Annotated in this window: 24 protein-coding genes and 1 tRNA gene; 16 read left to right on the top strand and 9 right to left on the bottom strand. The window is 63.4% G+C overall.

Going from position 1 to position 26,557, the window contains the following annotated elements; genetic code table 11:
- Positions 1-45: 45 nt before the first annotated feature.
- Entirely contained in the window at positions 46-219 is a 174-nt protein-coding gene (locus tag ACO07W_RS08080; protein WP_421842244.1) for a hypothetical protein, read from the bottom strand.
- 14 nt (positions 220-233) lie between these two features.
- On the opposite strand from ACO07W_RS08080, the gene ACO07W_RS08075 reads away from it, so the two are divergent.
- The 7 genes from ACO07W_RS08075 (at position 234) to ACO07W_RS08045 (ending at position 7,835) form a co-directional block, all read left to right on the top strand.
- Complete coding sequence (locus ACO07W_RS08075; RefSeq protein ID WP_421842242.1) at positions 234-1,838, top strand: amidohydrolase; 1,605 nt, start codon at positions 234-236, stop codon at positions 1,836-1,838.
- Positions 1,838-2,815 carry an o-succinylbenzoate synthase gene (locus ACO07W_RS08070; RefSeq protein ID WP_421842240.1) on the top strand — a complete coding sequence of 326 codons (978 nt, stop codon included), beginning with the start codon at positions 1,838-1,840 and terminating at the stop codon, positions 2,813-2,815. The genes ACO07W_RS08075 and ACO07W_RS08070 overlap by 1 nt, the downstream gene beginning before the upstream one ends.
- Positions 2,812-3,600: an alpha/beta fold hydrolase gene (locus ACO07W_RS08065; protein ID WP_421842238.1), complete on the top strand. Its 789-nt coding sequence runs from the start codon at positions 2,812-2,814 to the stop codon at positions 3,598-3,600. Before ACO07W_RS08070 ends, ACO07W_RS08065 begins: the two co-directional genes overlap by 4 nt.
- A 63-nt stretch (positions 3,601-3,663) precedes the next feature.
- Complete coding sequence (menD, locus tag ACO07W_RS08060) at positions 3,664-5,322, top strand: 2-succinyl-5-enolpyruvyl-6-hydroxy-3-cyclohexene-1-carboxylic-acid synthase (RefSeq protein WP_421842236.1); 1,659 nt, start codon at positions 3,664-3,666, stop codon at positions 5,320-5,322.
- The gene (locus ACO07W_RS08055; protein WP_421842234.1) at positions 5,319-5,846 is read left to right on the top strand and encodes a DUF3592 domain-containing protein; all 528 of its coding nucleotides are present in this window, start codon (positions 5,319-5,321) and stop codon (positions 5,844-5,846) included. Before menD ends, ACO07W_RS08055 begins: the two co-directional genes overlap by 4 nt.
- Positions 5,847-5,925: 79 nt before the next feature.
- Positions 5,926-7,053, top strand: a complete 1,128-nt coding sequence (locus ACO07W_RS08050) for a glycosyltransferase family 4 protein (protein ID WP_421842232.1) — start codon at positions 5,926-5,928, stop codon at positions 7,051-7,053.
- A gap of 89 nt (positions 7,054-7,142) precedes the next feature.
- Positions 7,143-7,835, top strand: coding sequence for a demethylmenaquinone methyltransferase (locus ACO07W_RS08045; RefSeq protein ID WP_421842230.1), 693 nt, complete (start codon positions 7,143-7,145; stop codon positions 7,833-7,835).
- 6 nt (positions 7,836-7,841) lie between these two features.
- Here the strand turns inward: ACO07W_RS08045 and ACO07W_RS08040 are convergent, their stop codons facing one another.
- The 3 genes from ACO07W_RS08040 to menJ all read right to left on the bottom strand — a co-directional run bounded on the left by ACO07W_RS08040 (position 7,842) and on the right by menJ (position 10,193).
- Complete coding sequence (locus ACO07W_RS08040) at positions 7,842-8,174, bottom strand: DUF732 domain-containing protein (RefSeq protein ID WP_421842228.1); 333 nt, start codon at positions 8,172-8,174, stop codon at positions 7,842-7,844.
- A 52-nt stretch (positions 8,175-8,226) separates the two neighbouring features.
- Positions 8,227-8,901 carry a class I SAM-dependent methyltransferase gene (locus ACO07W_RS08035; RefSeq protein WP_421842226.1) on the bottom strand — a complete coding sequence of 225 codons (675 nt, stop codon included), beginning with the start codon at positions 8,899-8,901 and terminating at the stop codon, positions 8,227-8,229.
- Between the two features lie 62 nt (positions 8,902-8,963).
- Positions 8,964-10,193, bottom strand: coding sequence for a menaquinone reductase (menJ, locus tag ACO07W_RS08030; RefSeq protein WP_421842224.1), 1,230 nt, complete (start codon positions 10,191-10,193; stop codon positions 8,964-8,966).
- 21 nt (positions 10,194-10,214) lie between these two features.
- Between menJ and grcC1 the strand changes: the two genes are divergently transcribed.
- The 4 genes from grcC1 (at position 10,215) to ACO07W_RS08010 (ending at position 14,439) form a co-directional block, all read left to right on the top strand.
- Positions 10,215-11,222, top strand: a complete 1,008-nt coding sequence (gene grcC1, locus ACO07W_RS08025; protein ID WP_421842222.1) for a nonaprenyl/(2E,6E)-farnesyl/geranylgeranyl diphosphat synthase — start codon at positions 10,215-10,217, stop codon at positions 11,220-11,222.
- 96 nt (positions 11,223-11,318) lie between these two features.
- Complete coding sequence (htpX, locus tag ACO07W_RS08020; RefSeq protein WP_421842220.1) at positions 11,319-12,179, top strand: zinc metalloprotease HtpX; 861 nt, start codon at positions 11,319-11,321, stop codon at positions 12,177-12,179.
- 124 nt (positions 12,180-12,303) lie between these two features.
- Entirely contained in the window at positions 12,304-12,990 is a 687-nt protein-coding gene (locus ACO07W_RS08015; RefSeq protein WP_421842218.1) for an esterase, read from the top strand.
- A 246-nt stretch (positions 12,991-13,236) separates the two neighbouring features.
- Positions 13,237-14,439 carry a nitroreductase family protein gene (locus ACO07W_RS08010; RefSeq protein ID WP_421842216.1) on the top strand — a complete coding sequence of 401 codons (1,203 nt, stop codon included), beginning with the start codon at positions 13,237-13,239 and terminating at the stop codon, positions 14,437-14,439.
- A gap of 91 nt (positions 14,440-14,530) precedes the next feature.
- Here ACO07W_RS08010 and ACO07W_RS08005 read toward each other — a convergent pair whose 3' ends face one another.
- From ACO07W_RS08005 to ACO07W_RS07995, 3 genes are read right to left on the bottom strand one after another with little or no spacing between them, the layout of a single operon-like run.
- The gene (locus ACO07W_RS08005; protein ID WP_421842214.1) at positions 14,531-15,556 is read right to left on the bottom strand and encodes an NAD(P)H-dependent glycerol-3-phosphate dehydrogenase; all 1,026 of its coding nucleotides are present in this window, start codon (positions 15,554-15,556) and stop codon (positions 14,531-14,533) included.
- On the bottom strand, positions 15,537-17,060 hold the full coding sequence (locus tag ACO07W_RS08000; protein ID WP_421842212.1) for a flavin-containing monooxygenase: 1,524 nt from the start codon (positions 17,058-17,060) through the stop codon (positions 15,537-15,539). Before ACO07W_RS08000 ends, ACO07W_RS08005 begins: the two co-directional genes overlap by 20 nt.
- Positions 17,061-17,104: 44 nt before the next feature.
- On the bottom strand, positions 17,105-17,596 hold the full coding sequence (locus tag ACO07W_RS07995; protein ID WP_421842210.1) for a YajQ family cyclic di-GMP-binding protein: 492 nt from the start codon (positions 17,594-17,596) through the stop codon (positions 17,105-17,107).
- Positions 17,597-17,974: 378 nt separating this feature from the next.
- Between ACO07W_RS07995 and ACO07W_RS07990 the strand changes: the two genes are divergently transcribed.
- The 4 genes from ACO07W_RS07990 to ACO07W_RS07975 all read left to right on the top strand — a co-directional run bounded on the left by ACO07W_RS07990 (position 17,975) and on the right by ACO07W_RS07975 (position 22,053).
- Positions 17,975-19,201: an IS110 family transposase gene (locus ACO07W_RS07990; protein WP_421845748.1), complete on the top strand. Its 1,227-nt coding sequence runs from the start codon at positions 17,975-17,977 to the stop codon at positions 19,199-19,201.
- A gap of 80 nt (positions 19,202-19,281) precedes the next feature.
- Positions 19,282-19,367 (top strand) — tRNA-Tyr (locus tag ACO07W_RS07985).
- A gap of 138 nt (positions 19,368-19,505) precedes the next feature.
- Positions 19,506-20,501, top strand: coding sequence for a methyltransferase (locus ACO07W_RS07980; RefSeq protein WP_421845867.1), 996 nt, complete (start codon positions 19,506-19,508; stop codon positions 20,499-20,501).
- Between the two features lie 136 nt (positions 20,502-20,637).
- Positions 20,638-22,053: a cytochrome P450 gene (locus ACO07W_RS07975; protein WP_421842208.1), complete on the top strand. Its 1,416-nt coding sequence runs from the start codon at positions 20,638-20,640 to the stop codon at positions 22,051-22,053.
- On the opposite strand, the gene ACO07W_RS07970 is transcribed toward ACO07W_RS07975, so the two are convergent.
- Positions 22,033-23,220, bottom strand: coding sequence for an FAD-binding domain (locus tag ACO07W_RS07970; protein WP_421842206.1), 1,188 nt, complete (start codon positions 23,218-23,220; stop codon positions 22,033-22,035). The two genes, ACO07W_RS07975 and ACO07W_RS07970, sit on opposite strands and share 21 nt — an antisense overlap.
- A 433-nt stretch (positions 23,221-23,653) precedes the next feature.
- Entirely contained in the window at positions 23,654-25,174 is a 1,521-nt protein-coding gene (locus ACO07W_RS07965; RefSeq protein WP_421842204.1) for a PE family protein, read from the bottom strand.
- A gap of 287 nt (positions 25,175-25,461) precedes the next feature.
- Here ACO07W_RS07965 and ACO07W_RS07960 point away from each other — a divergent pair, with 287 nt between their 5' ends.
- Positions 25,462-26,553, top strand: coding sequence for a TIGR03086 family metal-binding protein (locus tag ACO07W_RS07960; RefSeq protein WP_421845866.1), 1,092 nt, complete (start codon positions 25,462-25,464; stop codon positions 26,551-26,553).
- Positions 26,554-26,557: the final 4 nt, after the last annotated feature.

Raw genomic sequence — 26,557 nt, 5'->3', positions numbered from 1 at the left:
TAAGTCTCCGCCGCGCCCTTGATTCCCGGCGTTTCCCGATCAGGATCACGGGTTTGGCTGGTGGTGACCCGCTTCGTCCGGCTCGGCCGCACTCGCGATCACCGCGGGGTTTGGCTGGTGGTGACCCGCTTCGTCCGGCTCGGCCGCACTCGCGATCACCACGGGGTTTGGCTGGTGGTGACCCGCTTCGTTCGGCTCGGCCGCACTCGCGATCACCACTACGATTAGGGCTCATGGCCGATGCAGATGTCGTTGTCACCGGAACCGTGCTCACCGTGGACGAGGCAAGGCCAACGGCCGAGGCGCTCGCAGTAGCCGAAGGACGGATAGTCGCCGTGGGTGACCGGTCTGAGGTAGCCGAGTTCATCGGACCCGACACTCAGATCATCGATGTCGAAGATGGCTGCGTTATGCCGGGATTCATTGAGGCACACGGCCATCCGCTATTTGAAGCCGTCGCCCTGTCAGACCGGATCGTGGACATACGCCCAGTTACCATGAGCAACGCGGACGATGTTGTCGAAGCGGTCCGCCGCGAGGCGTCGGCACGGGGACGAGCCGGCGCCTACCTGATCGGGTGGGATTCGCTACTGCAGTCCGGCCTTCCAGAGCCGACGCTGACCTGGCTCGACGAGGTGGCGCCCGATGGGCCGGTCGTGATAATCCACAATTCTGGGCATAAGGCCTATTTCAACTCGCACGCCGCCCGCTTTTATGGTCTGACCCGCGACACCGTTAACCCTAAGGGAGCCAGCTACGGCCGTGACGCCAACGGTGACCTCGACGGCACCGCTGAGGAAACTGGCGCGGTGTTGCCACTGCTGAGCGGTGCGATCGACCCTGGTGATTACCCGAGGATGCTGCATGCCGAGTGCGCTCGGCTTAACCGTGCGGGGTTGACCACCTGTGCTGAGATGGCTTTCGATCCGTCATTTCGTCCGCTGATCGAGCAGCTGCGCGGTGAGCTGACGGTCCGCCTACGCACCTACGAGATCTCCAACCCGCAGATGTCCACCGATGCGACGCCCGGCGAAGGTGATGACATGCTGCGCCAGGTCGGAATCAAGATCTGGGTGGACGGGTCACCGTGGATCGGCAATATCGACATCTCCTTTCCGTATCTGGACACCGCGGCAACTCGCGCTATCGGGGTGCCATCGGGATCCTGCGGCCACGCCAACTACAGCCGTGAACAGCTCGCCGAAATCGTCGGAGCGTACTTCCCGTTGGGCTGGCCGATTGCCGCTCACGTACACGGCGACGCCGGCGTGGACACCATCCTCGATGTGTATGAGGAGGCGCTGCGCCGGCATCCCCGCGATGACCACCGGTTGCGGCTCGAACATGTCGGCGCCATCCGACCCGGTCAACTTCAGCGAGCGGCAAAACTGGGTGTCACATGCAGCATTTTTGTCGACCATATCCACTACTGGGGTGACGTGATCGTCGATGATCTATTCGGGCCGGAGCGCGGATCGCATTGGATGCCAGCGGGATCCGCAGTGGCCGCCGGTATGCGCATTTCGTTGCACAACGATCCACCGGTTACGCCCGAGGAGCCGCTGCGCAACATCAGTGTCGCCGCGACCCGGGTAGCGCCGAGCGGGCGGGTGCTGGCGCCGGAGGAGCGATTGACGGTAGAGCAGGCAATCCGTGCCCAGACCATCGATGCTGCATGGCAGCTGTTCTCCGATGACGTGATTGGCTCGCTAGAAGTCGGAAAATACGCGGACATGGTGGTGTTGTCGGCGGACCCGCGGACCGTACCGCCCGCACGGATCGCCGATCTCGATGTGCGTGCGACGTTTCTGGCGGGCCGCCAGGTCTACCGACAGTGATGCTCACGTTGCCGGATGTGGACGTGTTGTTGGATCGCCTGCACGTCGTAGCGTTGCCGCTGCGGGTGCGTTTCCGCGGTATCACTACGCGTGAAGTCGCCTTGATCGACGGCCCGATGGGGTGGGGCGAATTCGGCGCCTTCATCGAATACCAGGCCGCAGAGGCGTCTGTGTGGCTAGCGTCGGCGATCCGGGCTGCCTTCTATGAGCCGCCGCCGGTCCGACGCGACTGGATCCCCATCAACGCCACCGTGCCGGCTGTTGCCGCCGCCGGGGTAAAAGAGGTGCTGGCCAGGTTCCCGGGTGCCCGCACGGCAAAAGTCAAGGTCGCCGAGCCCGGGCAGTCACTGGCAGACGACGTCGACCGGGTTAACGCGGTGCGCGAAATTGTTCCGGTGGTGCGGGTGGACGCCAACGGCGGTTGGAGCGTGCAGGAGGCGGTGCAGGCCGTGACCGCGCTGACAACTGATGGTCCGCTGGAGTACCTCGAACAACCGTGCGCCACGGTCGCCGAACTCGCTCGGTTGCGTGCAATGGTCGACGTGCCGATCGCCGCCGACGAAAGCATCCGAAAAGCTGCCGATCCATTGGGCGTCGTGCGGGCCGGAGCCGCAGACATCGCGGTGCTCAAAGTAGCTCCACTGGGTGGTGTTTCGGCCCTGCTGGACATTGCGGCACAGATCAACGTTCCGGTGGTGGTCTCCAGTGCACTCGATTCGGCCGTTGGGATTGGGACCGGACTAACCGCCGCCGCGGCTCTGCCGGAACTCCGCCATGCATGCGGGCTGGGCACCGGTGGGCTGTTCGTCGAAGATGTCATTGAGACCGTGGCACCCGTCGACGGCTTTGTGCGGGTCGGGCCAGCGGTACCCGACCCGGCTAGGTTGCAAGCGCTCGGCGCACGGCAGAACCGGCGGCAGTGGTGGATCGACCGGGTCAAAGCCTGCTATCCGCTGCTTGTACCGTCGTTCGGGTGACCAACCTGGCTTACGACGACCGCGGCACCGGTGACCCCGTTGTTTTCATTGCTGGTCGTGGCGGTGCCGGCCGCACCTGGCATCCTCATCAGGTCCCGGCATTCTTGGCCGCCGGATATCGCGTCATCACCTTCGACAATCGCGGAATCGGGGCCACTGAAAACGCAGAGGGCTTCACAACGCAAACGATGGTCGCCGACACCGCGGCGTTGATCGAGTCGCTGGGCATCGCTCCGGCCCGCATCGTCGGGGTGTCGATGGGAGCGTTCATCGCACAGGAACTGATGGTCGCCCGGCCGGAGCTGGTCAGCTCGGCCGTGTTGATGGCTACTCGCGGTCGCCTCGACCGCACCCGTGAGTTTTTCCGCCAGGCCGAGGCTGAGCTATTTGCGGCGGGCGTTGAGCTGCCGACTGCCTATGATGCGAAAATCCGTTTGCTGGAGAGCTTTTCACGCAAAACCCTGAACGACGACGCGGCTATCGGCGACTGGATCGCGATGTTCAATATGTGGCCGACCAAGTCGACGCCAGGTCTACGTTGTCAACTTGACGTTTCCCCGCAGGGCAACCGATTGCCGGCCTACCGCAATATCGCCGCGTCGGTGTTGGTGATTGGCTTCGCTGACGACGTAGTGACGCCGCCCTACCTGGGGCGGGAGGTCGCCGACGCCTTGCCGAACGGTCGCTACCTGCACATACCCGACGCTGGTCATCTCGGATTCTTCGAGCGGCCGGAGGCGGTCAACACCGCGGTGCTGAAGTTCTTTGCCAGCGCGGTGCCATGACAGGGCGGTCGCCATCAGGGTTGCCCGGCTGGCGTCGTCACCAGGCTGTGACACGCTGTAGTGATGAATCCTTCGACGACTCAGGCACGTGTTGTCGTTGATGAGTTGATCCGCGGCGGCGTTCGCGATGTGGTGCTGTGTCCCGGCTCCCGGAACGCGCCGCTGGCGTTTGCGTTGCAGGACGCGGACCGCGCAGGCCGTATTCGATTACATGTTCGAATCGATGAACGCACTGCCGGTTACCTGGCTATTGGACTAGCGGTCGCAGCCGGCGCGCCTGTTTGTGTCGCGATGACTTCGGGCACCGCGGTGGCCAACCTCGGCCCTGCAGTGGTTGAAGCCAATTACGCTCGGGTGCCGCTGATCGTGCTCTCGGCGAACCGGCCCTATGAGTTGTTGGGCACCGGCGCCAATCAGACCATGGAGCAGCTGGGCTACTTTGGCTCTCAAGTGCGGGCCACGATCAGTCTGGGGCTAGCCGAGGACGCTCCCGAACGGCTCGCTGTTTGTAACGCGACCTGGCGATCTGCTACTTGTCGAGTATTGGTTGCAGCCAGAGGTTTTCGCACCGCGAATGCGGGTCCTGTGCACTTCGACATCCCGTTGCGCGAACCTCTGGTGCCCGACCCAGAAGTCGATGGCGTGGCGTTTCCGCCCGGGCGATCAGATGGCAGGCCGTGGACATACACCCCGCCGGTGAGCTTCGATCAGCCTCTGGATATTGACCTGTCGGCTGACACCATCGTCATCGCTGGGCACGGTGCAGGTGTGCACCCAAACTTGGCGGAACTGCCAACTGTCGCCGAGCCGACAGCCCCTGTCCCGCAGTCGGGAATCAACCCGCTACACCCGCTGGTACTGCCTTTACTGCGACCCGAGCAGGTGATCATGCTGGGTCGTCCGACACTGCACCGGCCGGTGGCGGCCTTGCTGGCCGACCCGAACGTTCCGGTTTATGCGCTCACGACCGGACCGCGCTGGCCGGACGTCTCAGGTAACTCGCAGGCCACGGGTACGCGGGCCGTTACCGCCGGGGTTCCGAAACCGGCGTGGCTAAGCCAATGTGCGGAGTTAAGCCGGCGTGCCATTAAGACAGTGCGGGAGCAGCTCGCGGCGCACCCGTTGACCACCGGACTGCATGTCGCCGCGGCGGTGGCTGATGCGGTGCGACCCGGTGACCAACTGGTGCTCGGCGCTTCCAATCCGGTGCGGGATGTGGCCCTGGTTGGTATCGACACCCACCACATCCGAGTGCGGTCCAACCGCGGCGTCGCCGGGATCGACGGCACGGTGTCCACCGCTATCGGTGCGGCGTTGGCCCACGAGTGCACCGGCGGTCCGGATAACCCGGCCCGCACCATCGCGTTGATCGGCGACCTTACATTCGTCCACGACAGCTCAGGGTTGTTGATCGGACCAACCGAACCGACACCTCGGCAGCTGACCATCGTGGTCTCCAACGACAACGGCGGCGGAATTTTCGAATTGCTTGAGCAGGGTGACCCACGGTTCTCCGATGTTTCGTCGCGTATTTTCGGTACGCCGCACGACGTCGACGTGGGTGCGTTGTGCCGGGCGTACCACGTGGAGAGCCGACAGATCGAAGTCAGCGACCTCCCGGCAGCCCTCGACGAACCCGCTACCGGCATGCGGGTGCTGGAGGTCAAAGCGGACCGCTCCTCGTTGCGGCAACTCCACGCCGCCATTAGGGCGTCGCTGTGAAATCCCCAAGACATTTGCTGCGCGTCCTGATCCACGGCACCAGCGAAGAATTACCTGACACCAGGGCAAGGATCGTGGTGCGGTGGGCGCGAATCACCGTCCTGATCCTAGCCGGTCTCGTCACGCTGCAATCGGTGCTGTTGGTGGCCGGTGCGTGGCGCAACGATCTGGCTATCGACCGAAACATGGGTGTGGCTCAAGCACAGGTGCTCAGTGCGGGACCCCGGCGCTCGACCATCGAATTCGTCACCCCTGAGCGCATCACCTATAGACCCGAACTTGGCGTGTTGTATCCGTCGGAGCTGGCCACCGGTATGCGGATCTACGTCGAATACAACAAGAGGGATCCCGACCTGGTTCGGGTGCGCCAGCGCGACGCCGGTCTCGCGATCATCCCGGCAGGATCTATCGCGGTGGTGGCCTGGATTGCCGCGACGATCATGCTGTTCGGTCTGGCGCTGCTAGATAGGCGGCTTAGCCACCGGGCCGAGTCAAATGATGGGCTTGGCCAATCGCCCGCATAGGGATTTCGAAGAATCAGATTTCGCGCCGTGTATGCCGGTCGGCAACCTTGTCGACAGGCGGCGCTGAAACTGTGGTGACGTGCGCGTAGCAATCGTTGCCGAGTCGTTTCTCCCGCAGGTCAACGGTGTCAGTAACTCGGTGGTCCGGATCCTCGAGCAGCTGCGTCGAACCGGCCACGAAGCCCTCGTCATCGCCCCGGATTCGCTGCCGGGTGAACCCCCCGCAGACCGCCTCCACGACGGTGTGTGGGTGCACCGGGTGCCGTCGCGGATGTTTCCCAAGGTCACTACGCTGCCGCTGGGGTTACCCACCCCTCGAATTCTGCGCGTACTCCGCGGATTCGGTCCCGATGTTGTGCATCTGGCTTCACCGGCATTGCTCGGCTATGGCGGGTTGCGGGCCGCGCGTCGTCTTGGTGTGCCAACGGTCGCGGTTTACCAAACTGACGTACCGGGTTTCGCGGCAAGTTACGGCATTCCGATGACCTCGCGGGCCGCGTGGGCGTGGTTTCGCCACCTACACAGTCTTGCCGACCGAACCTTGGCGCCTTCGACAGCGACGATGGAAGCCCTTGCTGCCCAAGGTATCCCGCGAGTATACCGGTGGGCGCGCGGGGTCGACCTGTTCCGGTTCGCGCCCTCAGCGCGGGATGAGGCGCTCCGTCGGGAGTGGTCGCCGGACGGTCGGCCGATCGTTGGTTTTGTCGGTCGGTTGGCGCCTGAGAAGCATGTCGAGCGGCTTGCGGTTCTCGCGTCTGAAGGAGCCGTTCGGCTCGTCGTCGTCGGCGACGGAGTCGACCGCCCCAAGCTGCAGTCGGCAATGCCAAACGCCCTTTTCACTGGTGCGTTGTATGGCGATGAACTCGCCGCGGCGTATGCCAGCATGGACGTTTTCGTGCATCCCGGTGAACATGAGACGTTTTGCCAGGTCGTGCAGGAAGCGCTGGCGTCAGGGCTGCCGGTGATTGCCCCTGACGCGGGCGGCCCGCGCGATTTGGTCACCCCGGAACGCACCGGACTGCTATTGCCGACTGCCGAGTTCGGGGCCCGGCTGCCCGCGGCCGTCGCGCACCTGGTCCGACACCGAAACGGTTACTCAACGGCGGCCCGGCGCAGTGTGTTGGGCCGCAGTTGGCAGGTGATTTGCGACGAGCTGTTTGGTCACTATGAGGCGGTGCAGGGCCGGCGCAGGGCGCGGGCGGCCTAGCCGCATTTTCTCCTTGTTCACGGGCGGGGGAGACGTGGGTGCGGCGCCACGAGCCGCATCGTGTGCGAGGCCAAGGTAGCGTCTTCGATGTGAGTCGTGCGGCCCTGGACAAGGACCCCCAAGACGTCGCCTCGATGTTCGACGGCGTTGCTCGTCGCTACGACCTGACGAACACGGTGCTGTCTTTGGGGCAAGACCGTTACTGGCGGAAAGCCACCCGATCGGCCCTGCGAATCGGGCCGGGCGAGAAGGTATTGGATCTGGCTGCGGGAACTGCGGTGTCGACCGTTGAGCTGGCGAAGTCCGGGGCCTGGTGCGTTGCGGCCGATTTCTCGGTGGGGATGCTCGCGGCTGGCGGTGCGCGAAAAGTGCCGAAGGTCGCCGGTGACGCGACCCAGTTGCCGTTTGGCGACGGGGTGTTCGATGCGGTCACTATCAGTTTTGGGCTACGCAACGTAGCCGATCAGCCTGCTGCACTTCGTGAGATGGCCCGCGTCACGCGGCCGGGGGGGCGACTCGTGGTGTGCGAATTCTCCACTCCGACCAACACGCTGTTCGCGACCGCCTACAAGGAGTACCTGATGCGTGCCCTGCCGACAGTCGCGCGCGCGGTCTCCAGCAATCCGGAAGCCTACGCGTACCTCGCTGAGTCGATCAGGGCGTGGCCGGACCAGGCGACGCTGGCGGACCGGATTTCGCGAGCTGGCTGGTCGGATGTGCGGTGGCGAAACTTGACCGGTGGCATTGTGGCCCTGCATGCCGGATACAAGTCGCCGGAGTGACCGAGCCTAGCCGTTGCCCGCTTGTTGCATGACCCCTACGTGTTCGGGGCAGTAGTGGTCGATCGCGGCGCCGAGGAACTGCAGCGACTGCCCCTGGGTCGTTCCGGTAGGCAGGTTGTTCTGGATAAAGGCGGCCGACTTGTGGGCGTCACCGTCCACGCCCTTATCCATTCGTTGGCAGCTGATCTTGGCCAGCCAGGCGTTGTAGTCCTGCGGGCCGTAAATGCCGAATCCGTGGAGTTGGTCGGCAAAAATCGCGTCGTAGTCGTCAGCCTGCGCCGGCCCGGCGAGGGCGATCGCCGCCGCTATCATCGCAACGCTTACCGCGAGCCTCTTCATCGGCTGAACTATACCCTCCGACTGCTTAGACCAACTTGGCAACAGCGTCTCCTCAACTGAGGTGCGCCGACAACAGCCAGCCGCCGACCGATAGCAGGCCGTCGTTTTCCGTGCGCAGCTCGACGCCGGGCATCCCGAAGAAATTCGTTGGAGCTTTGGCGTAGATGCGGGCCTGCCGTATCTCGTCGATGGCCCAGTATCCGGAGACCGCGTCGTGCAGTTCCTCGCGGGTGACCGCGTTGATTGGCCCGTCGGGGATCGCCGCCCTGTCGAAGACAAGTGCGAAGTAAGACGCGCCCGGCGCGGCGGCGCGGCGGATCGATTTCTGGTAGCCCGCGCGTGCTTCGACCGGAATGGAGTGGAACAACGTGCTGTCGACGATGGTTCCGAACCTGCCGTCGTATCCGGTGAACGAGCTGATGTCGGCCACCTCGAAGCTGGTCTTGGTCAGACCCCGCTTCTCGGATTCGGCCCGCGCCAAAGCTATTGCGGTAGGTGATAGGTCTAGTCCCACCGTGGTGTGGCCGCGCTCGGCCAGCGTGAGCGAAATTGCGGCTTCTCCGCAGCCCACGTCGAGGATGTCGCCGTGAAACTTGTTTTCTTCGATCAGGGCGGCCAGCTCGGGTTGGGGTGCATTGATGCTCCAGGGGGGTCGGATTCCGTGCCCGAACTGGGCTGACTCACCGCGGTAGGCCGATTCGAACTCGAGATCCATCGATTCAGTCATGCCCCTGTATATCAAGGAAACTGATATATGTCAATCAAATTGATATACAGGGCGGCGCCGGCTTAGCTGAACGGCGACCGCCGATCGACCAGCCGTGATAGGCGTCCGCTGCCGCGCCAAGCCCGGGCCACCCAGTCGGCGTCGGCGTCGGTAACCAGGTTGGCCATCACCCGAACGGCGATGCTCATCAGTTTTGTGGAGCGCATCGCGATGGGTCCGGTCGTGGGAAGGAACCGTTGGAAGGTGAGCAGCAACGCGAGTCTGCGCGCGACCGAGAATCCGCGGCCGTAGTGGTCAGCCAGCAGCGACGGCCAGGCCTGCGATAGGTCAGGGGAGTCCAGGAGGTCGGCGGCCAACCGCCCGGTTTCTAGCCCGTAGTCGATGCCTTCGCCGTTCAACGGGTTGACGCAGGCGGCGGCATCGCCGATCAACATCCAGTTCGGGCCCGCAACCCCCGACACCGCGCCGCCCATCGGTAGCAACGCCGACACCACCGCTCGCGGTGGACCGGTGAAGCCCCACTCCTCGCGTCGCAGGTCGGTGTAGGAGGCGATCAGCGGCCGCAACGCCAGATTCGCCGGCCGTCTTGATGTCGACAACGCTCCCACGCCGATGTTCACCTCGCCGTTGCCCAACGGGAAAATCCAGCCGTAACCCGGTAGCACGGCGTTGTCGGGGGAGCGAAGTTCCAGATGCGACGTCAGCCACGGGTCGTCGCTGCGGGCAGTCGCTAGATACCCGCGGGCAGCGACACCGTATACGGTTTCCTTGTGCCATTGCCGGCCCAGCGTGCGGCCCAGCGTGGATCGCGCGCCGTCGGCAACGATCAGCTGACCGCAGCGGACCTTGGTGCCGTCGTCCAACCTCACCGAGGCCACTCTTCTCGACTCGTCATGCTGCACGCCAACAGCTCTGGAGTGGAGCAGCATCTCTGCCCCAGAATCCTCTGCGGCTTTTCGGATCCGGTCGTCGAGTTCAATGCGTGCCACCGCGCTCCCGTGCGACGGGAATGACGCGCCGGGCCAGTCAACTTCCACCTCGCTGCCGAATCCGCTCATCCGCAGTCCGCGGTGCCGGATGCGGCCATCCAACCAGCTTCCCAGACCTAGCTGGCGCAGCTCGGCGACCGCTCGTGGGGTTAGTCCGTCGCCGCATGCCTTGTCGCGGGGGAAGCTGGCGGAATCAATGACCAGCACGTCGCGCCCCGCGCGGGCAGCCCAGGCTGCCGCCGCCGACCCAGCTGGTCCGGCGCCCACAACCACCACATCGGCTCCAGGGGCTCTGGTCTCCACGCTCACCAGTATGTTGGTCGAATGAGAACTCCGGCGACGGTGGTGGCGGGCATCGATTTCGGCGACGCCGAATTCGCCACGATCGCGCGCGACGGCGTCGCGCGAGTCGAACAGCTGATGGACGCAGAGCTGCGCGGTGCCGATGAGGTGATGACTGATGCTCTTTTGCATCTGTTCCTGGCCGGAGGTAAACGGTTTCGGCCCTTGTTCACCGTGTTATCGGCGCAGTTGGGGCCCCAGCCCGATGCCGAGGAAGTGACAATCGCCGGCGCAGTTATCGAACTCGTGCATCTGGCGACTTTGTATCACGACGATGTGATGGACGAGGCTGAGATCCGTCGCGGCGCACCCAGCGCCAACCTGCGGTGGGGTAACAATGTCGCGATCCTGGCTGGTGACTACCTGTTTGCCACTGCATCGCGGCTGGTATCGCGACTAGGGCCAAATGCGGTCCGGATTATCGCCGAGACCTTCGCTCAGTTGGTGACAGGCCAGATGCGTGAGACTCGCGGCACTGCCGAGGGTAAGGATTCGATCGACCACTACCTGAAGGTGGTGTATGAGAAGACGGGCTGTCTGATTAGCGCGGCCGGGCGTTTCGGCGCAATGTTCGCCGGTGCCGGTGACGATCAGATCGAACGGCTGAGCCGGCTGGGCGGCATCGTAGGTACCGCGTTTCAGATTGCCGACGACATCATCGACATCGGCAGCGAATCCGATGACTCGGGCAAGTCGCCGGGCACCGATATACGCGAAGGCGTGCATACGTTGCCGATGCTTTATGCGTTGCGGGAATCGGGTTCTGATGCCGATCGGCTGCGTGAGCTGCTGGCCGGGCCGGTTGGCGATGACGCCGAGGTGCTTGAGGCGCTGGGGCTCCTCAGGGCGTCGCCGGGCATGGAGAAGGCCAAAGATGTCCTGGCGCAATACGCGGCTCAGGCGCGTCGCGAACTGGACCTGTTGCCCGACGTTCCTGGCCGGCGCGCACTGGTTGCGCTGGTTGAATACACGATCAGCCGGCATGGCTGAAGGGGATTACCGCGGTTTCGGAACCTGTGTGGTTGTGTGGGGCGTTATACCAGCTGTAATAGTCCAGATGAGGTGTTCGCAGGAGGGCACACACTGATGACCTGGCATCCGCATGCCAACCGGCTGAAGACCTTCATGCTGTTGGTCGGTATGTCCGCGATGATCGTGGCCGCCGGCGCATTGTTCGGCAGGACCGCGCTGATTTTGGCGGCGCTGTTCGCGGTCGGAATGAACGTCTTCGTGTACTTCAACAGCGACAAACTGGCCCTGCGCGCGATGCACGCGCAGCCAGTATCTGAATTGCAGGCACCGCTGATATACCGGATCGTTCGGGAGCTGGCCACGAGCGCTCACCAGCCGATGCCCCGGCTATACATCAGCGACACCACAGCACCAAATGCTTTTGCCACCGGACGCAACCCGCGCAACGCTGCGGTGTGCTGTACCACCGGAATTCTGCAAATTCTCGATGAGCGCGAGTTGCGGGCCGTTTTGGGGCACGAACTGTCCCACGTCTACAACCGCGACATCCTGATTTCGTGCGTCGCCGGGGCGCTAGCATCGGTGATCACCGCGCTGGCCAATATGGCGATGTGGGCTGGCATGTTCGGCGGTAACCGCGACAATGGCAATCCTTTTGCGCTGATCTTGGTTGCGTTGCTGGGCCCAATCGCTGCGACCGTCGTGCGGATGGCGGTGTCGCGGTCACGTGAGTACCAGGCGGACGAGTCGGGTGCCGTTCTTACCGGAGACCCGCTGGGATTGGCTTCGGCGTTGCGCAAGATCTCCGGCGGCGTGCAGGCGGCTCCGCTGCCGCCTGAGCCACAGCTGGCCAGTCAAGCGCACCTAATGATCGCCAACCCGTTCCGTGCGGGTGAGCGGATCGGTTCGTTGTTCTCGACCCATCCGCCTATCGATGACCGCATTCGTCGGCTGGAGCAGATGGCGCGGGGCTGACGCCCGACCGAGTGGCAGTGAGGCCGGCTGCGCGATGGCCTATCTTGGTCGTCGACGCGAAACCCACGGTAGCCAACCTCTAGTCCCTGGCTGCCGGTAGCTAGTTGCCTCGGAGGAATTCGACATGCGCTTCAAATTGCCCCTGGTTGTCGTGGCCATGGTTCTGTTCAGTTGTCCAGGTGTTGCGGTGGCCGCGCCCAAGAGCTACTGCGACGAACTCGAGGGTGTCAAGACGGAAGAAGCCTGCAAGATCCTGATGACGCGGCCCGGATACAGCATCGACATCAATTTGCCGAGCTTCTACCCGGATCAGAAGTTGCTAACGGAATACGTCAAAGAGTTGCGCGACAAATTTCTCGACCAGGCAGATTCGTCTGAGACGCGGGCAGCGCCCTACGAATTAGATGTGACATCAACCACATTCGAGTCGGCGGTGCCGCCGCGGGGTACGGAGTCTTTGGTGCTCAAGACCTACGAGAACGTCGGTGGGGCGGTCCCGAAAACCAGCTACAAGGCCTTCAATTGGGATCAGGCCTATCGTAAGGCGATCACATACGACAATGTGTGGAAGCCCGATACGGATCCGTTGCCGACCATTTTTCCCATCATCCAGAGTGAACTGGCCAAGCAGATGGAACAGCAGGTGTCGATAGCGCCGAATGTCGGTTTGGACCCGGCGAACTATCAGAATTTCGCGATCAAGAATGACGGATTGGTCTTCTTCTTCAATCCTGGTGAGTTGCTGCCCGAAGCGGCCGGCCCAATCCAGGTAACCGTCCCGCGCTCGGCGATCGACCCGATGCTGGCATAGTCGCGACGCGGATACCGCTGCTCTGGGTCAACGCCCGTTGCGGCTGGCTGTCCGCAAGCCTGTCCACGAGGGTGTTTGGCCGAATTCTCACCTGCGCTATTGGCTCGGGCGACGGGCTGGGCAATCCACACCGCGCGGGGGTAACGGTGGTCGGAACAGCGTTTTTGCGCTGTATGAAAGTGGTTACTTGCATTAGTGTCTATCCCGGCGCTACCGTGGCATCAAAGCCTTGACGGGAGGTCGACGATGACGCAACCACAACTGCGGCCAAAGGAACACGACGCGTACCCAACCGAAAGATCGCGGCGTTCGCTGTTGTGGCGGTTGAAGCTGCGGCTGCAGTTCACGGGTTGGCTGCAGTATCTCGTCACCGCAAATGTCGCGATCGTTTTGCTCGTCATTTCGGCTCTCGGATGGCTGATTGGAGTCTGGCGGCCGGTGTTGTTTTGGCCGCCTCTCACAGTCGCCCTGATGTTGCTTGCCGCGGCGGCCTTTGACGTCATAACCGTGAAATGGGGAGTGCGTCCACGCGAGTCGCGGCCGCCTCGTGAGGACGACCTCGACACCTTCGACCTGATCCGTTCGCGACGCTCTTGTCACTCCTTCCAAAGCCGCGATCTCGCGGAGGCCGATCGGGCAGAGCTGATGCGGGCGGTCGACGAACATACTCGACTCGACCGCCTGATCGGGACCAGCCCGATCCGTCTTGAGTACATTGAAGCCCCGTTGAGGATCTGGCCCGGCGTGGGCGCACACGAATTCCTGGTTGCGATAGCCCCCCGAAACTACGGTCGTCTGGCGATCATCGACGTTGGGCGCAGTCTCCAAAAGGTGGTCCTGCACGCGACTCGAATGGGCTTGGCCACCTGCTGGATCGGCCCTGGCGCCGACCAGTCCAGCGTCGTCGAACACCTCGGCGACCGGTTCGATCCGGACGCGGATCACGTGGTCTGCGTCTGCGCCGTGGGATACCGATCACGCTTCAAGCCGTTGTTTATCCGCGTGATGGAGCGCGCAGCGCATCGCCGCCTCCCGCTGGAGTCGCTCTTCTTCGCCGATCCGCGCTTCCAGGAACCGCTTGCGATCGATGTCGCTCCGTTTGTGTCCTTTGGGCGCTGCTACGAGGTCTGTCAGTGGTCGCCCTCGTCCTACAACGCCCAGACCACCCGATGCGCAGCGGTCACCGAGCCCGACGGAGCCGAACAGAAAGTGGTGCGATTCGACTTCTGCACCACCACCACCTCACGGTTCTATGCCCCGGTCGCGCTAGGTATCTGGTGCGCGAACTGGGAAACTGGATGCGACGCGCTCAAGATCCCCGGACATCTCGGCGTTCTGCCGGCTGATGCCCGTGGCAGTTGTGATTTCCCCGACTTGCCGCGTTACGACGTGAGCTGGATCGCTGACCAAAGCGACGAACGTCGGCCGGGCAGCACTCCGGGGGCGTAGAACCGGGCAGCGCGCCTTGTGTCTCCGCGGGGCCGAGCCGCAGCGGCGGTTGCAACCTGGCGAGAGACGCGCTCAGCGATTCACCGCTGGCCTAGAACCCTGAGCCGTGCACCTCGTGTCCCGGTACCTCAGCGGCCAGGCCGCTATAGGCCTGTTCAACGGTCGAGCCATGGTTGATCACGGCATCTACTTCGCGAGCAATCGGCATGGATAGGCCGAACTCATTGGCGAACTCCATGATCACGCTGGCGGATTTGACGCCCTCGGCAACTTGGTTCATCGATGCGATGATCTCGTCGATTGGTTTGCCGGCGCCGAGTTGCTCACCGACATGGCGGTTGCGGCTGCGCTGGCTGGTGCACGTGACGATCAGATCGCCAAGACCCGCCAACCCGGGGAAGGTCTCGGCCTTTCCACCCAATGCCACACCAAGTTTCGTCATCTCGCGCAATGCGCGAGCGATCACCAAAGCGCGGGTGTTTTCGCCGATACCAAGCGAATAGCCCATCCCGACCGCGATCGCGAAGACGTTCTTGAGGGCACCCGCCATCTCGACACCCACAACGTCATCGGTGGTGTAAACCCGGAAGCGTCGGGTACGGAACAGCCCCGAGAGCCGGGTTGCCAAATGTTGGTCCGGCATCGCAAGTACTGCAGCGGCGGCGTAGCCCTCGGCTACTTCGCGGGCGATGTTCGGTCCGGCCAGAATGCCTGCCGGATGACCCGGCAGCAGCTCCTCGATGACCTGTGACATCCGCATGTTTGTTCCCTGCTCGAGCCCCTTAACCAGGGACACCACCGGAACCCAGGGGCGCAGCTCTTTACTCAACTCGGTGAGCACCCCTCGGAAACCGTGCGAGGGGACTCCCATGATGACAACGTCGGCGCAGCTGGCTGCCTCGGAAAAATCGGTCGTGGCGGTGAGAGTGTCGCTCAGCACAACTTCGTCGCCAAGATAACGGCTGTTGCGGTGACAGGTGTTGATGTCGTCTGCGGTTGTCGCCGACCGTACCCACTGCAGCGTGGGTCCGCGCCGTGCGCAAATGGATGCCACGGTGGTGCCCCAGGAACCGCCACCGAGGACAACCACTTTGGGGTCACGCATCTGGTCTGCCATTGAGTTCAGCGTATTGCGGGATACGGCCGAACACCATTGCCTCCTCGATGCGGTCGAGTCGATAGTCGATGGCGTCGGCGAAGTAGTTTTGGCGAACATTCCACGGTCGTCTCGTGCCGGACTTAGGCAGTGCGTGTGGGGATCGCGCCACGTAGCCGGCCTGAATGTCCCAAGCCGGCTTCTCCGGCATCGGTGCGTCGCCGCGGTGCGGGCTGGCGCGGGTGTAGCCGTGCTCTCCCATGTAGGTGAGTAACTTCGCGGTTGCCCGTGCCGTCATGTCGGCGCGCAGCGTCCAGGAGGCGTTGGTGTAACCCACGCACCAGAACAGGTTGGGTACGTCTTCGAGCATGTGCGCTTTGTAGACGAAGCGGTCTTGGGGACTAATCCCTGTGCCATCGATGCTGAGCGTGGTGCCGCCCAGCGCTTGCAGCTGCAGACCGGTGGCTGTGACGATGATGTCTGCGTCGATTCGCTCGCCGGACGCAAGTACGATCCCGGTCGCGTCGAAATGGTCGATGTGATCGGTGGCAACCGCTGCGCGGCCGTCGGCTATGGCGCGATACAAGTCAGCGTCTGGGATCAGGCACAGCCGCTGGTCCCATGGGCTGTACCGCGGCCTGAAGTGGGTGTCGACGTCGTATCCGTCAGGGAGGTTATTGATCGCGACGCGGCGCAGCATCTGCTTTATCAAACCCGGTGCTTTGCGCGCCAGAAACCAGATCAGCGCTTCAAGCAATGCATTGCGCATGCGGATAATCATGTGGGATGTTTTGCGTGGCAATATCTTCCGAACTAAGTCGGCGAACATGCTGTACTTGGACGCCGAGATGAGGTAGGTGGGTGAGCGCTGCAGCATTGTCACCTTTCCCGCGCGCTCTGCCAGCGAAGGGATTAGCGTGACCGCGGTGGCGCCGCTACCGATCACCACGATCCTCTTGCCGGTGTAGTCCAGGTCCTCGGGCCAGTGCTGTGGATGCACAACCCTGCCGCAGAACTGCTTGATGCCGGCGAATTCAGGGGTGTAACCCTCGTCGTAGTTGTAATAACCACTGCCGAAGAACAGGAATCGGCCGCGGTAGCGCCGCTGGAAACCCGCTTGGTCGACGGTGACTGTCCAGGAGTCGGTCGACGAGTCCCAATTCGCGGACCTGACGTAGCTGCCGAATTGGATATGCCGATCGATGCCGTGCTTGTGGGCGGTAGCGGTCAGGTACTCGCGGATGTGGGTGCCGTCCGCGACACTTTCCTTCCGAGTCCATGGCTCGAAGGGAAACGACAGTGTGAAGATGCTGCTATCGGAGCGCACGCCAGGGTAGCGGAACAAGTCCCACGTGCCGCCAATCTGTGCCCGGCGCTCCAGGATGGTATAGGTCAGGTGAGGGTTGCGCTCGGCTATCCGATAGGCGGCACCGAGCCCGGAGATGCCGGCGCCGACAATGATGACATCGACATAGCCGGCGTCTTCCGCGTCGCTGCCGGCGGCTTCCTGGGGAGTCGCGGTCAACTCGACACCTCGCTTGGGGTAGACGCCCGCTGGGCGGTCGGTTTCTACCGATAGTTCACGAATTGCAGCGCCACGTCGAGATCGGCTTGTTTCAGCAGGGCTATGACCGACTGGAGGTCGTCCTTTTTCTTGCTGGAGACGCGGACCTCGTCACCCTGGATCTGGGTCTTGACAGTTTTGGGCGCCTCGTCACGGATGAGCTTGGTGATCTTCTTGGCGTCCTCGCTGCTGATGCCCTGTTTGAGAGTTCCGGTGATCTTGTAAATCTTGCCGGAGGCCTGCGGCTCACCGGCATCGAAAGCCTTCATCGAGATGTCGCGGCGGATCAACTTTTCCTTGAAGACATCGATGGCAGCCTTGACGCGTTCCTCGGTCGACGAGGTCAGCTCTACGGTCTCCTCGCCTTTCCACGCGATCGTGGTGTCGGTGCCGCGGAAGTCGAATCGGGTGGCCAACTCCTTGGCAGCCTGATTGAGCGCATTGTCGACCTCCTGCCGGTCGATCTTGCTGACAACGTCGAACGATGAATCCGCCACGGGGTCCGTCCTAATCGTTTAGTAGGGATTGGTTACCGGTCCGGGTGTTGGTGACCGGGGCCTGTTTCTTGCGGGATCTGCCGTCAGGTGACGTCTGGTGTTCCCGTCGTTCGACGACTTGAGAAAGAGCGGCGCGTCTGGCGGCAGGTCTTGTCGGGTTGGTGGTGAGATTCCGTTGCCCGAGCCCGTCGCAGGGGTGACTTCCTGATGGTTGTTCTCGAGCCTTGAGCTCTTCGACAGAACGAAGTCCTGCGATGTGCTGGAGTCACGGACGGCTAGTGAGATGACGGACCTTGGAGTCCCGCGATTAGGGCGCCGCGTGAGTCCACCGGTAACGGCGCAACCATCCACCGACGAAAAAGTGAGGACGTCTTGGGCTTGTTTTGTGGAATCGACTGGGCTACTGAGCATCACGATGTTGCTGTGGTTGATGACGACGGGAGGGTGGTAGCCCGTGCACGGCTGGGCAATGATGCGGCCGGGTTCGCGCAGCTGTTGACGTTGCTGGCTGAGGCCGGTGACAGTGCCGCTGATCCGATACCAGTGGGGATGGAAACTGATCGTGGCCTGTGGGTGGCGGCGCTGCGAGAAACTGGCCGGGTGATTTATCCGATCAACCCGTTGGCGGCTTCGCGGTATCGGGCACGGTATGCGGTGTCGGGGGCCAAATCCGATGGTGCCGACGCGGTGCTGCTGGCCAATATTGTGCGCACCGACCCCGGCGCGCACCGCCCATTGCCCGCCGACACCGAGTTGGCCCAGGCGATCCGGGTGCTGGCCCGCGCTCAGCAAGACGCGGTATGGGCACGTCAACACATCGGCAACCAGATTCGCGATGTGCTCAAAGATTTCTACCCGGCGGCCATCACCGCGTTCGCCGACCTGCCCGAGGGCGGGCTGGCTCGTCGAGATGCGCGCACCATCTTGGCTGCTGCACCAACCCCCACCCAGGCGACCAAGCTGACCCCGGCCCGACTGCGCCGACTGCTGGCCAAGGCCGGCCGCCGCCGCCATCTCGACCGTGACATCGAACGGTTGCGGGAGGTGTTCACCGACACCTACCTGCACCAACCACCGGTCGTGGAGAACGCGATGGGTATCCAATTGGCAGGGCTGCTGGGTCAGTTCGAGGCTGCCTGCACCACTGCTGCTGATCTCGCCGAGGCGGCAACCGCCCATTTTGAGCAGCACCCGGACTCCACGATCATCACCAGCTTCCCCGGACTGGGGAACCTGGCCGGTGCCCGGGTACTCGCCGAGATCGGTGATGACCGCGCCCGCTTCACCGACGCCCGCGGACTGAAAGCATTCGCCGGAGCCGCGCCGATCACCCGCGCCAGCGGCAAGAAAACCCTCGTGTTGCACCGCCATATCAAGAACCGGCGCCTGGCCGCCGTGGGTCCCATCTGGGCTTTGGCATCGCTGCGCGCCTCGCCGGGCGCCCGTCGCCACTACGACACCCGCCGCGCCGCAGGAGACTGGAACCACCAAGCCCAACGACATCTGTTCAACAAATTCCTCGGCCAACTCCACCACTGCCTGCAAACCGGCCAGCACTACACCGAACATCTAGCCTTTCCACCTCCTCCCTCGCTCGTGGCTTGACTTTTAACTTCGTGAGATGTCTTTCTCATTTGGTGATAGCCGTTGTGATCTGTCTACCCGCTCGTTGTACATTGCTAGGCGGCAGGTTGCCCGAGCGGCCAATGGGAGCGGACTGTAAATCCGTCGGCTTATGCCTACACTGGTTCGAATCCAGTACCTGCCACCACTGGTCAGAGCATTTTTGGCGGCGCTGGCCTTGCCTTCTCTTCCGAGGGGCGGTCGGCAGGCCCACGCCGCTGGCCGCACTCGTGCTCGAGCGATCTCGGGAGGTTCAGTGACTGACCGATTGAGTCCCGACCGAATCATGGCGATCGGCGGAGGCTACTGCGCATCGAAGGTCCTGCTCTCAGCAGTTGGACTTGGGCTCTTTACCGAACTCGGCGACAAGGCGTTGACGGCCGAAACTATCGCCGAACGGCTCGGGCTGGTGAAGCGGCCGGCAACGGATTTTCTCGACGCATTGGTGTCGCTGGACTTGCTGGCGCGAGATGGCGACGGAGCGAAAGCGCGATACCGAAATACGCCGGAGACGGCGTACTTTCTGGACGAGGCAAGTCCGGCCTACCAGGGCGGCCTGCTGAAGATCTGGGACGAACGCAACTACCGCTCGTGGGCAGATCTAACCGAGGCGCTCCGGACCGGCCAGGCGCAGAGCGAGGTCAAGCACACCGGTCGGCCGTTCTTCGAGGCGCTCTATGCCGACCCTCGGAAGCTTGAGATCTTCATGTCCGCGATGGAGTCAGCGTCGCGGCGCAACGTCGAACTGCTTGCCGAACGCTTTCCGTTCGAGCGCTACCGACGCCTATGCGATGTGGGTGGCGCGGACGGATTGCTGTCGCGGGTCGTGGGCGCAGCCCATCGGCACCTGCAGTGCGTTAGTTTCGATTTACCGGCAGTGACCGAGATCGCACGCCGAAAACTGGCGGCTGAGGATTTCGGCGAGCGAGTGCAAGCGATTGAAGGCGATTTTCTGGCCGACCCGCTCCCGGACGCTGATGTGATAACGATGGGCCAGATCCTGCATGACTGGAACCTTGACCGAAAACAACAGCTCATCGCCAAAGCCTATGCGGCCTTGCCCGAAGACGGAGCTTTCATCGTCATTGAGGCGCTCATCGACGACGCACGACGGGAGAACACGTTGGGGCTCACGATGTCGCTGAACATGCTGATCGAATTCGGCGACGCGTTCGACTACTCCGGTTCTGACTTTCGGCAATGGTGCAGCTCGGCCGGATTTCGGTCGTTCGAGGTGATTCCGCTGGCCGCGGGTTCGAGCGCGGCGGTTGCATACAAGTAGCCGGGCGCGGCTCGTCGATTCCTGCTGCATTCTCGAAGACCGCGATGCGTTGGCCGTCGGAATTCATCAACGCGTGTGTTGAGAGCAAATTCGCATACGAGTCAATACTGCCAACATTGACCGTACAATCGGGTCCATGATCGCCACCGCGGCGTCTGCGCTGCCTCCTGGGCCGCGCCTCCCTCGGGCCCTGCAGGCTGCCGCGATGTTGCGGCATGCCACGAGCTATTTGACCGCCTGCCGACGTCGCTACGGCAGTGTCTTTACGGTGCGAATCGCTGGTCTCGGCACGATCGTGTATCTGACTGATCCAGCCGACATCAAGGCGGTTTTTGCTGGCGCTCCGAGCATTTTTCATGCCGGTGAAGCAAACACGATGTTGAGTGGGCTACTCGGGGACAGTTCGTTGTTGGTGATCGACGATGACGTGCACCGCGACCGGCGCCGACTGATGCTGGCGCCGTTCCATCGCGATGCGGTCGGGCGCCAGGCCGAGCAGATGGCCGACATCGCAGCCCGAAACATCGCGGATTGGCCAGTGGGCAAAAGGTTCGCCGTCGCGCCCAAGACCTCCGAGATCACTCTTGAGGTAATCCTGCGGACGGTGATCGGTGCCACTGACCCGGACCGGCTGGGTGCGCTGCGCAGGGTTATGCCGCGACTTCTGGATGTGGGAATTTGGGAAACGCTGGCACTTACCGTCCCGGGACTGCTGAGCCGTCGACCGTTTAGGAGCTTGCGTCGGCGCATCGCAGAAGCCGACGAGCTGCTCTACGCCGAGATCGCAGACCGACGTGCTGATCCTGATCTCGCGGGCCGGACCGATGTGCTGGCCATGTTGGTTCGCGCGGCCGACGATGACGGACAGACGATGACTGACAACGAGTTGCGCGACCAGCTAATGACGTTGTTGGCTGCCGGGCACGACACCACTGCCACCAGCTTGTCCTGGGCGTTGGAGCGTCTGACTCGGCACCCGGTTGAATTGGCTAAAGCGGTGCGGGCGGCAGCGGCCAGCGCGGCGGGCGATCCGACCGGCGACGAGTACCTCGATGCGGTGACCAAGGAAACGTTGCGGGCCCGTCCGGTGGTGTTCGACGTCGGTCGGATCCTCACTGAGCCAATCGAGTTGGCTGGCTATCGGCTGCCGGCCGGGGTGATGGTGGCTCCGGGAATTGGGTTGGTGCATGCGAGCGCCGCGGTGTACCCGGACCCAGAACGGTTCGATCCCGGTCGGATGCTGGGTGCAACGCTGAGCCCGACCACCTGGTTTCCGTTCGGCGGAGGCAACCGGCGCTGCCTTGGCGCTACGTTTGCAATGGTTGAGATGCGGGTTGTGCTGCGCGAAATCCTGCGCCGCGTTGAATTGAGCACCACCACGGCCGCCGACGAACGGCCGCAGCTCAAGCACGTCACCTTAGTGCCGCACCGCGGCGCGCGTATCACGGTGCGAGCAATGCGGGACGTACCCTCCGCGTCGCAGCCGGCACCGCAGACGCCCGGGTGCCAGGCGGCCCGCGGCGCAACGCCGTCAGGAGCGGTTTCCAGCTAGAGGTATCTGGTAGTCAGGAAGTTCGAAGTCATCGCGCACGCTGCCGGAGAACAGGCTGGCCAGCGGACCGAAATTCAGCGTGCGCATTGCCATGTTGCGAAACCACAGGCCGAATCGAGTTCGTGTGGCGAAGAATCCGATGAACCTGGTTGCGCCAGCCTGCTTCGCCTTGATGAAGGGGCGCATACGCGCCTCGTATGCAGCGAAGGCGCTGCGGTGATCGGCGTCGGCGCTCTGGAGTTCACCAGCCAGCACATAAGCCTCGGTGATTGCCAGTCCGGTGCCCTCCCCGCCGAGGAGCGAGATACAGCCGGCCGCATCGCCAATCAGCATGACCCGGCCTCGCGACCAGCGATCCATGCGAACTTGACTAACGACATCGAAATAGAGATCGTCAACGTCGTTGAGCGTGGCGAGGATGTTCCGGCATTCCCAGCCCGCGTCGTCGAACTGTTCGCGCAGTTGATCTTTCGGTGCCATGCCGGCGCTGTCATGGCCGGCGCGGAAGACGAAGAGGAACATGGTGCGGTCGCCACGCAGCGCGACACGTGCCGCTTGCCGGCCGGGCACGTTGTAAGTGACGTAGGCCAGCTCGTCGCGTGGCCGATAGCCATCGACCACCCAAGCCGCTACCTTGCAGCCGAGGTAATGCTCGAAATTCTCCTCGGGCCCGAAGGCCAGCCGGCGCACGTTGGAATGCAAGCCATCTGCGCCGATGACCAGGTCGAAATCGCGCGGCGGGGTCTTGTCGAAAGTTAGACGCACACCATGGTCGTGCTCGTCGATGGTGGTGATGCTGTCACTGAAGATCGTTTCGACGCGGTCTTGGATACTGGCGTAGATGGCCGCGGCTAAGTCGCCACGTGGAAGACTTGTGAAGTCGCCGCCGATCATCCGGCGCACCACCTCGACATCCATGTTCGCTTTGATTTCCCCGCCTGGGCCGACCGAGCGAATCGACTGAACCTCGTAGCCGTCGCCGCGGATCTGGTCTTCAATGCCCATGCGTTTGGCCACCTGGTATCCGGTGCCCCAGAAGTCGATCATGTAACCGCCGGTGCGAAATGTGGGGGCCTGCTCGATCAGCGTCGGGTTGTGTCCGGTGCGGTCGAGCCAGTGGGCAAGTGCCGCTCCTGCCACGCCGGCACCGCTGATCGCGATTCTCATACGGCAATTCTGCCTGCCGGCGCAGTAGGCCGCTGGGTTTGTCGGTTTCCTTGATCGCGAATTCGCGCGCTCCGCTACTGCGCTGAGGCGGCGCTAGCGCGCACCCGGTCGCACTCTGGGCGCATTCTTGTAGCAGTCGCCGGCCGAGGCGATTTGTGCGTGGTCATGACCGGGCCCACGTGCAGCGCCGTACGTGGGTTCACCGGCTGCTTGGCGGGTATTCCAATATGTCGGTGCGGACCCCTGTTAAGGCCAGGCGGGGTCTTGGGATGTGCCTGATTCTTATCGTGGATAGGGACGGCTATTCAGCAAATGCGTGTGAAGCCGGTCCAGCCAGATTGATTTGACACAGTTTCGCCAGCCAAAACCGCCATTGTGGTGCGTTCGCTTCGAACCCTAAGAGGCCCAATAAGAGTCCGAAAACACGCGCCGCCTAGGTTAATCCGTTGGCTCCGTTCTCGCCAAGCAGTACACCGCCGGTGCCGCCGGTGCCGCCCGCGCCGGAAGTTGGGGCAAAACCGCCGTTGCCGCCGTTGCCGCCGTTGCCGATAAGAATGGCGTTGCCGCCGTTGCCGCCGTCGCCACCGTCGGAAACGGAGTTCCCGCCGGCTCCACCGGTGCCGCCTAGCCAACCGCCACTGCCTCCGGTGCCGCCGGCACCTCCTGGCCCGTCGGTTGCGGTGCCGCCAAGGCTGACTCCGCCGGCGCCGCCGGTTCCGCCAGTGCCGAACAACCAGCCTCCGAGGCCGCCGGCCCCACCGGCCCCGCCGGCCCCGACTGCTGTGACGTCGCCAATGCTTACTCCGCCGGCTCCGCCGGCCCCGCCCGTTCCGAACAACGCGCCGCCGACTCCGCCGGCCCCGCCGGCGCCACCGTTGACGGCAGCGCTATTGCCAAACCCGCTGCCCGTGCCGCCGGCCCCGCCGGCGCCGCCGGCACCGCCCAGCAAGCCCGCATTGCCGCCCGCTCCACCGGCCCCGGCAGTCTCGCCGTCGGTGATTTCCACTCCGCCGGCCCCGCCGGCCCCGCCATCGCCGAACAACACGCCTCCGCTGCCGCCGGCTCCGCCAGCACCACCGCCAACGCCACCGCCGCCGCCGGCGCCGCCATTACCGAACAGCAAGCCGCCAGTGCCCCCGGCTCCACCGGTGCCGCCGGAATCGCCGGCGGCACCACCGGCACCGCCGTTGCCGCCCAGCAAGCCGCCGTTGCCACCGGCACCGCCGACTCCGCCCGTCTCACCGACACCTAATCCGCCAGCGCCACCGGCACCGCCATTGCCGAACAACCACCCGGCGTTGCCGCCGGCGCCGCCGGCCATGCCACCAAAGCCGCCGGCGTTGCCGCCGGTTCCGCCGCTGCCGAACAACAAGCCACCATTGCCGCCAGCCCCACCCGCTCCATTGATGCCGCCGGAGCCGCCTGCTCCGCCGTTGCCGAACAGACCGGCGGCTCCGCCAGCGCCGCCCGCTTGGCCACCTGACCCCGACCCGCCTGCTCCGCCGTTGCCGAACAAGATGCCGCCGGCGCCGCCGTCGGCTCCGCTACCGGGAGCCCCGTTGGCGCCATTTCCGATCAGTGGGCGCCCGAACAATGCATTGGTGGGCGCATTGACTGCGTTGAGAAGATTTTGCTGGAGGTTGTCGAACTGGGTAGCTAGATGCTGCTGCGCGTTGGCGAACTCGGTTTCAAAGTATCTCAGGCCGTCACCTTGGATGGTTTGCACGAACTGTTCATGAAAGCTCGCCGCTTGTGCGCTCATCGTCTGAAACTCTTGAGCGTGGACACTAAACAACGCCGCCAGCGCGGTTGACACTTCGTCGGCCGCAGCGGGAGCCACCTCTGTAGTGGGTCCGGCCGCAACAGTGCGGGCAGAATTGATTATCGATCCGATGCCGGCCAAATCACCAGCAGCTAAGCTCAATTCGTCAGGAACAACAGACACAAAAGACATGAAATTCCCCCTAATCAAATGACAGTCATCCACCTAGCAAGTTGGATGGTCAGCGTACAGCTGTTGACTTCTTATCTCATGCTTTTGAGATTTTCTGGAAATGGAGCGTAGCCGGAGCTGCAAGGTCGTCAGTGCGGCCGTTCCTTTTGGTTTCAGGAAATCTGAACTCATTGCTCAATGCGTCAGCAGCAGCTAGCGTATTTCTTTGTGCTGGACATGCTCGACGTTGCAGCAGAACCGACCTGGCGCCGGCGGCTTGCACTTCTGTCAGTGCGGAAATGCAACGAATTCAGTGTCATGCGGCTATCTGTCCAGCCTCCCACCTTCTATTCGGTGATGTCGCAGCATCGCACCATGCACCGTCGCAAGGAGCGCTGGCCATGCCATTCGAAACAGCCGTTGTTGTGCCGCTTTCCTCGACCGATACCTTCGCGCTCATCGCCCGGACTGACCGGCTTCGGCGTTGGCTGACCGTCGCCTGCCGCGTCGAGCTGCGCGTCGGCGGCGCTTATCGGTGGACCGTGATCCCGGGCCGCACCGCGGCGGGAACCGTTGTCGATCTGAACCCCGGCAAGAAAATGGTCTTGTCCTGGGGGTGGGAGGTCGGTGGAGATCCTCTACCAGGCCAGTCGACCGTGACCATCACACTGGCCCCAGTCGATGGCGGCACCGAGGTACACCTCGTCCATGACGGGCTGACGCACGAGCAGACTGAGCGTCATGCCGAGGGTTGGCATCACTTCCTGGGCAGGCTGGTCGCTGCGGGCCAGCACGGCGATGCTGGCCCAGACCCATGGGCTGCCGCGCCAGATCACATAGACGAATTGTCATGCGCCGAAGCGACATTAGCGGTTCTGCAACACGTGCTGCGTCGGATTGACCCCCGTGACGCTCCCAAGCAAACACCCTGCGTCAAGTACGACGTCGCGCAGCTGGCCGATCATTTGATGGGATCTATGAGGGCTATCGGCGCTGCCGCGGGCGCGCAGCTCCCGCCCCGCGATCTGGCCGCGCCGCTGGAGGTCCAGCTGGCCGACGCGGCCCAAGTCGTGCTGGAAACGTGGCGTCGACGAGGTTTGGCCGGCACCGTTGAGCTGAATTCGAACGAGGTGCCCGCGGTTCTGCCGGTCGGCATTCTGTGTCTCGAATTCCTAGTTCATGCCTGGGATTTCGCGAATGCGATCGGCTGCGCGGTAGTGGTATCCGAGCCAGTGGCCGCGTTCGTGTTGGAGGTGGCCCGCGAAGTCATCACCCCTGAATCACGCAGCTACGCGGGCTTCGACCAACCTGTGGCCATCGGGCCACATGCCGGAGTCCTCGATCGGCTGATCGGCTTCACCGGTCGTCGCCCCTCCCTCGTCCACACATCCGCCAACTAACGAA

The sequence above is a fragment of the Mycobacterium sp. genome (assembly GCF_965230835.1).
In the GTDB taxonomy this organism is placed as follows: Bacteria; Actinomycetota; Actinomycetes; order Mycobacteriales; family Mycobacteriaceae; genus Mycobacterium.
This window is presented reverse-complemented; position numbering and strand designations above follow the sequence as displayed.

Excerpts from the sequence above, each read along its gene's own strand:
- ACO07W_RS08075 (WP_421842242.1), top strand. The coding sequence starts at position 234 with ATGGCCGATGCAGATGTCGTTGTCACCGGAACCGTGCTCACCGTGGAC.
- ACO07W_RS08070 (WP_421842240.1), top strand. The coding sequence starts at position 1,838 with ATGCTCACGTTGCCGGATGTGGACGTGTTGTTGGATCGCCTGCACGTC.
- menD (WP_421842236.1), top strand. The coding sequence starts at position 3,664 with ATGAATCCTTCGACGACTCAGGCACGTGTTGTCGTTGATGAGTTGATC.
- ACO07W_RS08040 (WP_421842228.1), bottom strand. The coding sequence starts at position 8,174 with ATGAAGAGGCTCGCGGTAAGCGTTGCGATGATAGCGGCGGCGATCGCC.
- ACO07W_RS08035 (WP_421842226.1), bottom strand. The coding sequence starts at position 8,901 with ATGACTGAATCGATGGATCTCGAGTTCGAATCGGCCTACCGCGGTGAG.
- grcC1 (WP_421842222.1), top strand. The coding sequence starts at position 10,215 with ATGAGAACTCCGGCGACGGTGGTGGCGGGCATCGATTTCGGCGACGCC.
- htpX (WP_421842220.1), top strand. The coding sequence starts at position 11,319 with ATGACCTGGCATCCGCATGCCAACCGGCTGAAGACCTTCATGCTGTTG.
- ACO07W_RS08015 (WP_421842218.1), top strand. The coding sequence starts at position 12,304 with ATGCGCTTCAAATTGCCCCTGGTTGTCGTGGCCATGGTTCTGTTCAGT.
- ACO07W_RS08010 (WP_421842216.1), top strand. The coding sequence starts at position 13,237 with ATGACGCAACCACAACTGCGGCCAAAGGAACACGACGCGTACCCAACC.
- ACO07W_RS08005 (WP_421842214.1), bottom strand. The coding sequence starts at position 15,556 with ATGGCAGACCAGATGCGTGACCCCAAAGTGGTTGTCCTCGGTGGCGGT.
- ACO07W_RS07980 (WP_421845867.1), top strand. The coding sequence starts at position 19,506 with ATGGCGATCGGCGGAGGCTACTGCGCATCGAAGGTCCTGCTCTCAGCA.
- ACO07W_RS07975 (WP_421842208.1), top strand. The coding sequence starts at position 20,638 with ATGATCGCCACCGCGGCGTCTGCGCTGCCTCCTGGGCCGCGCCTCCCT.
- ACO07W_RS07970 (WP_421842206.1), bottom strand. The coding sequence starts at position 23,220 with ATGAGAATCGCGATCAGCGGTGCCGGCGTGGCAGGAGCGGCACTTGCC.
- ACO07W_RS07965 (WP_421842204.1), bottom strand. The coding sequence starts at position 25,174 with ATGTCTTTTGTGTCTGTTGTTCCTGACGAATTGAGCTTAGCTGCTGGT.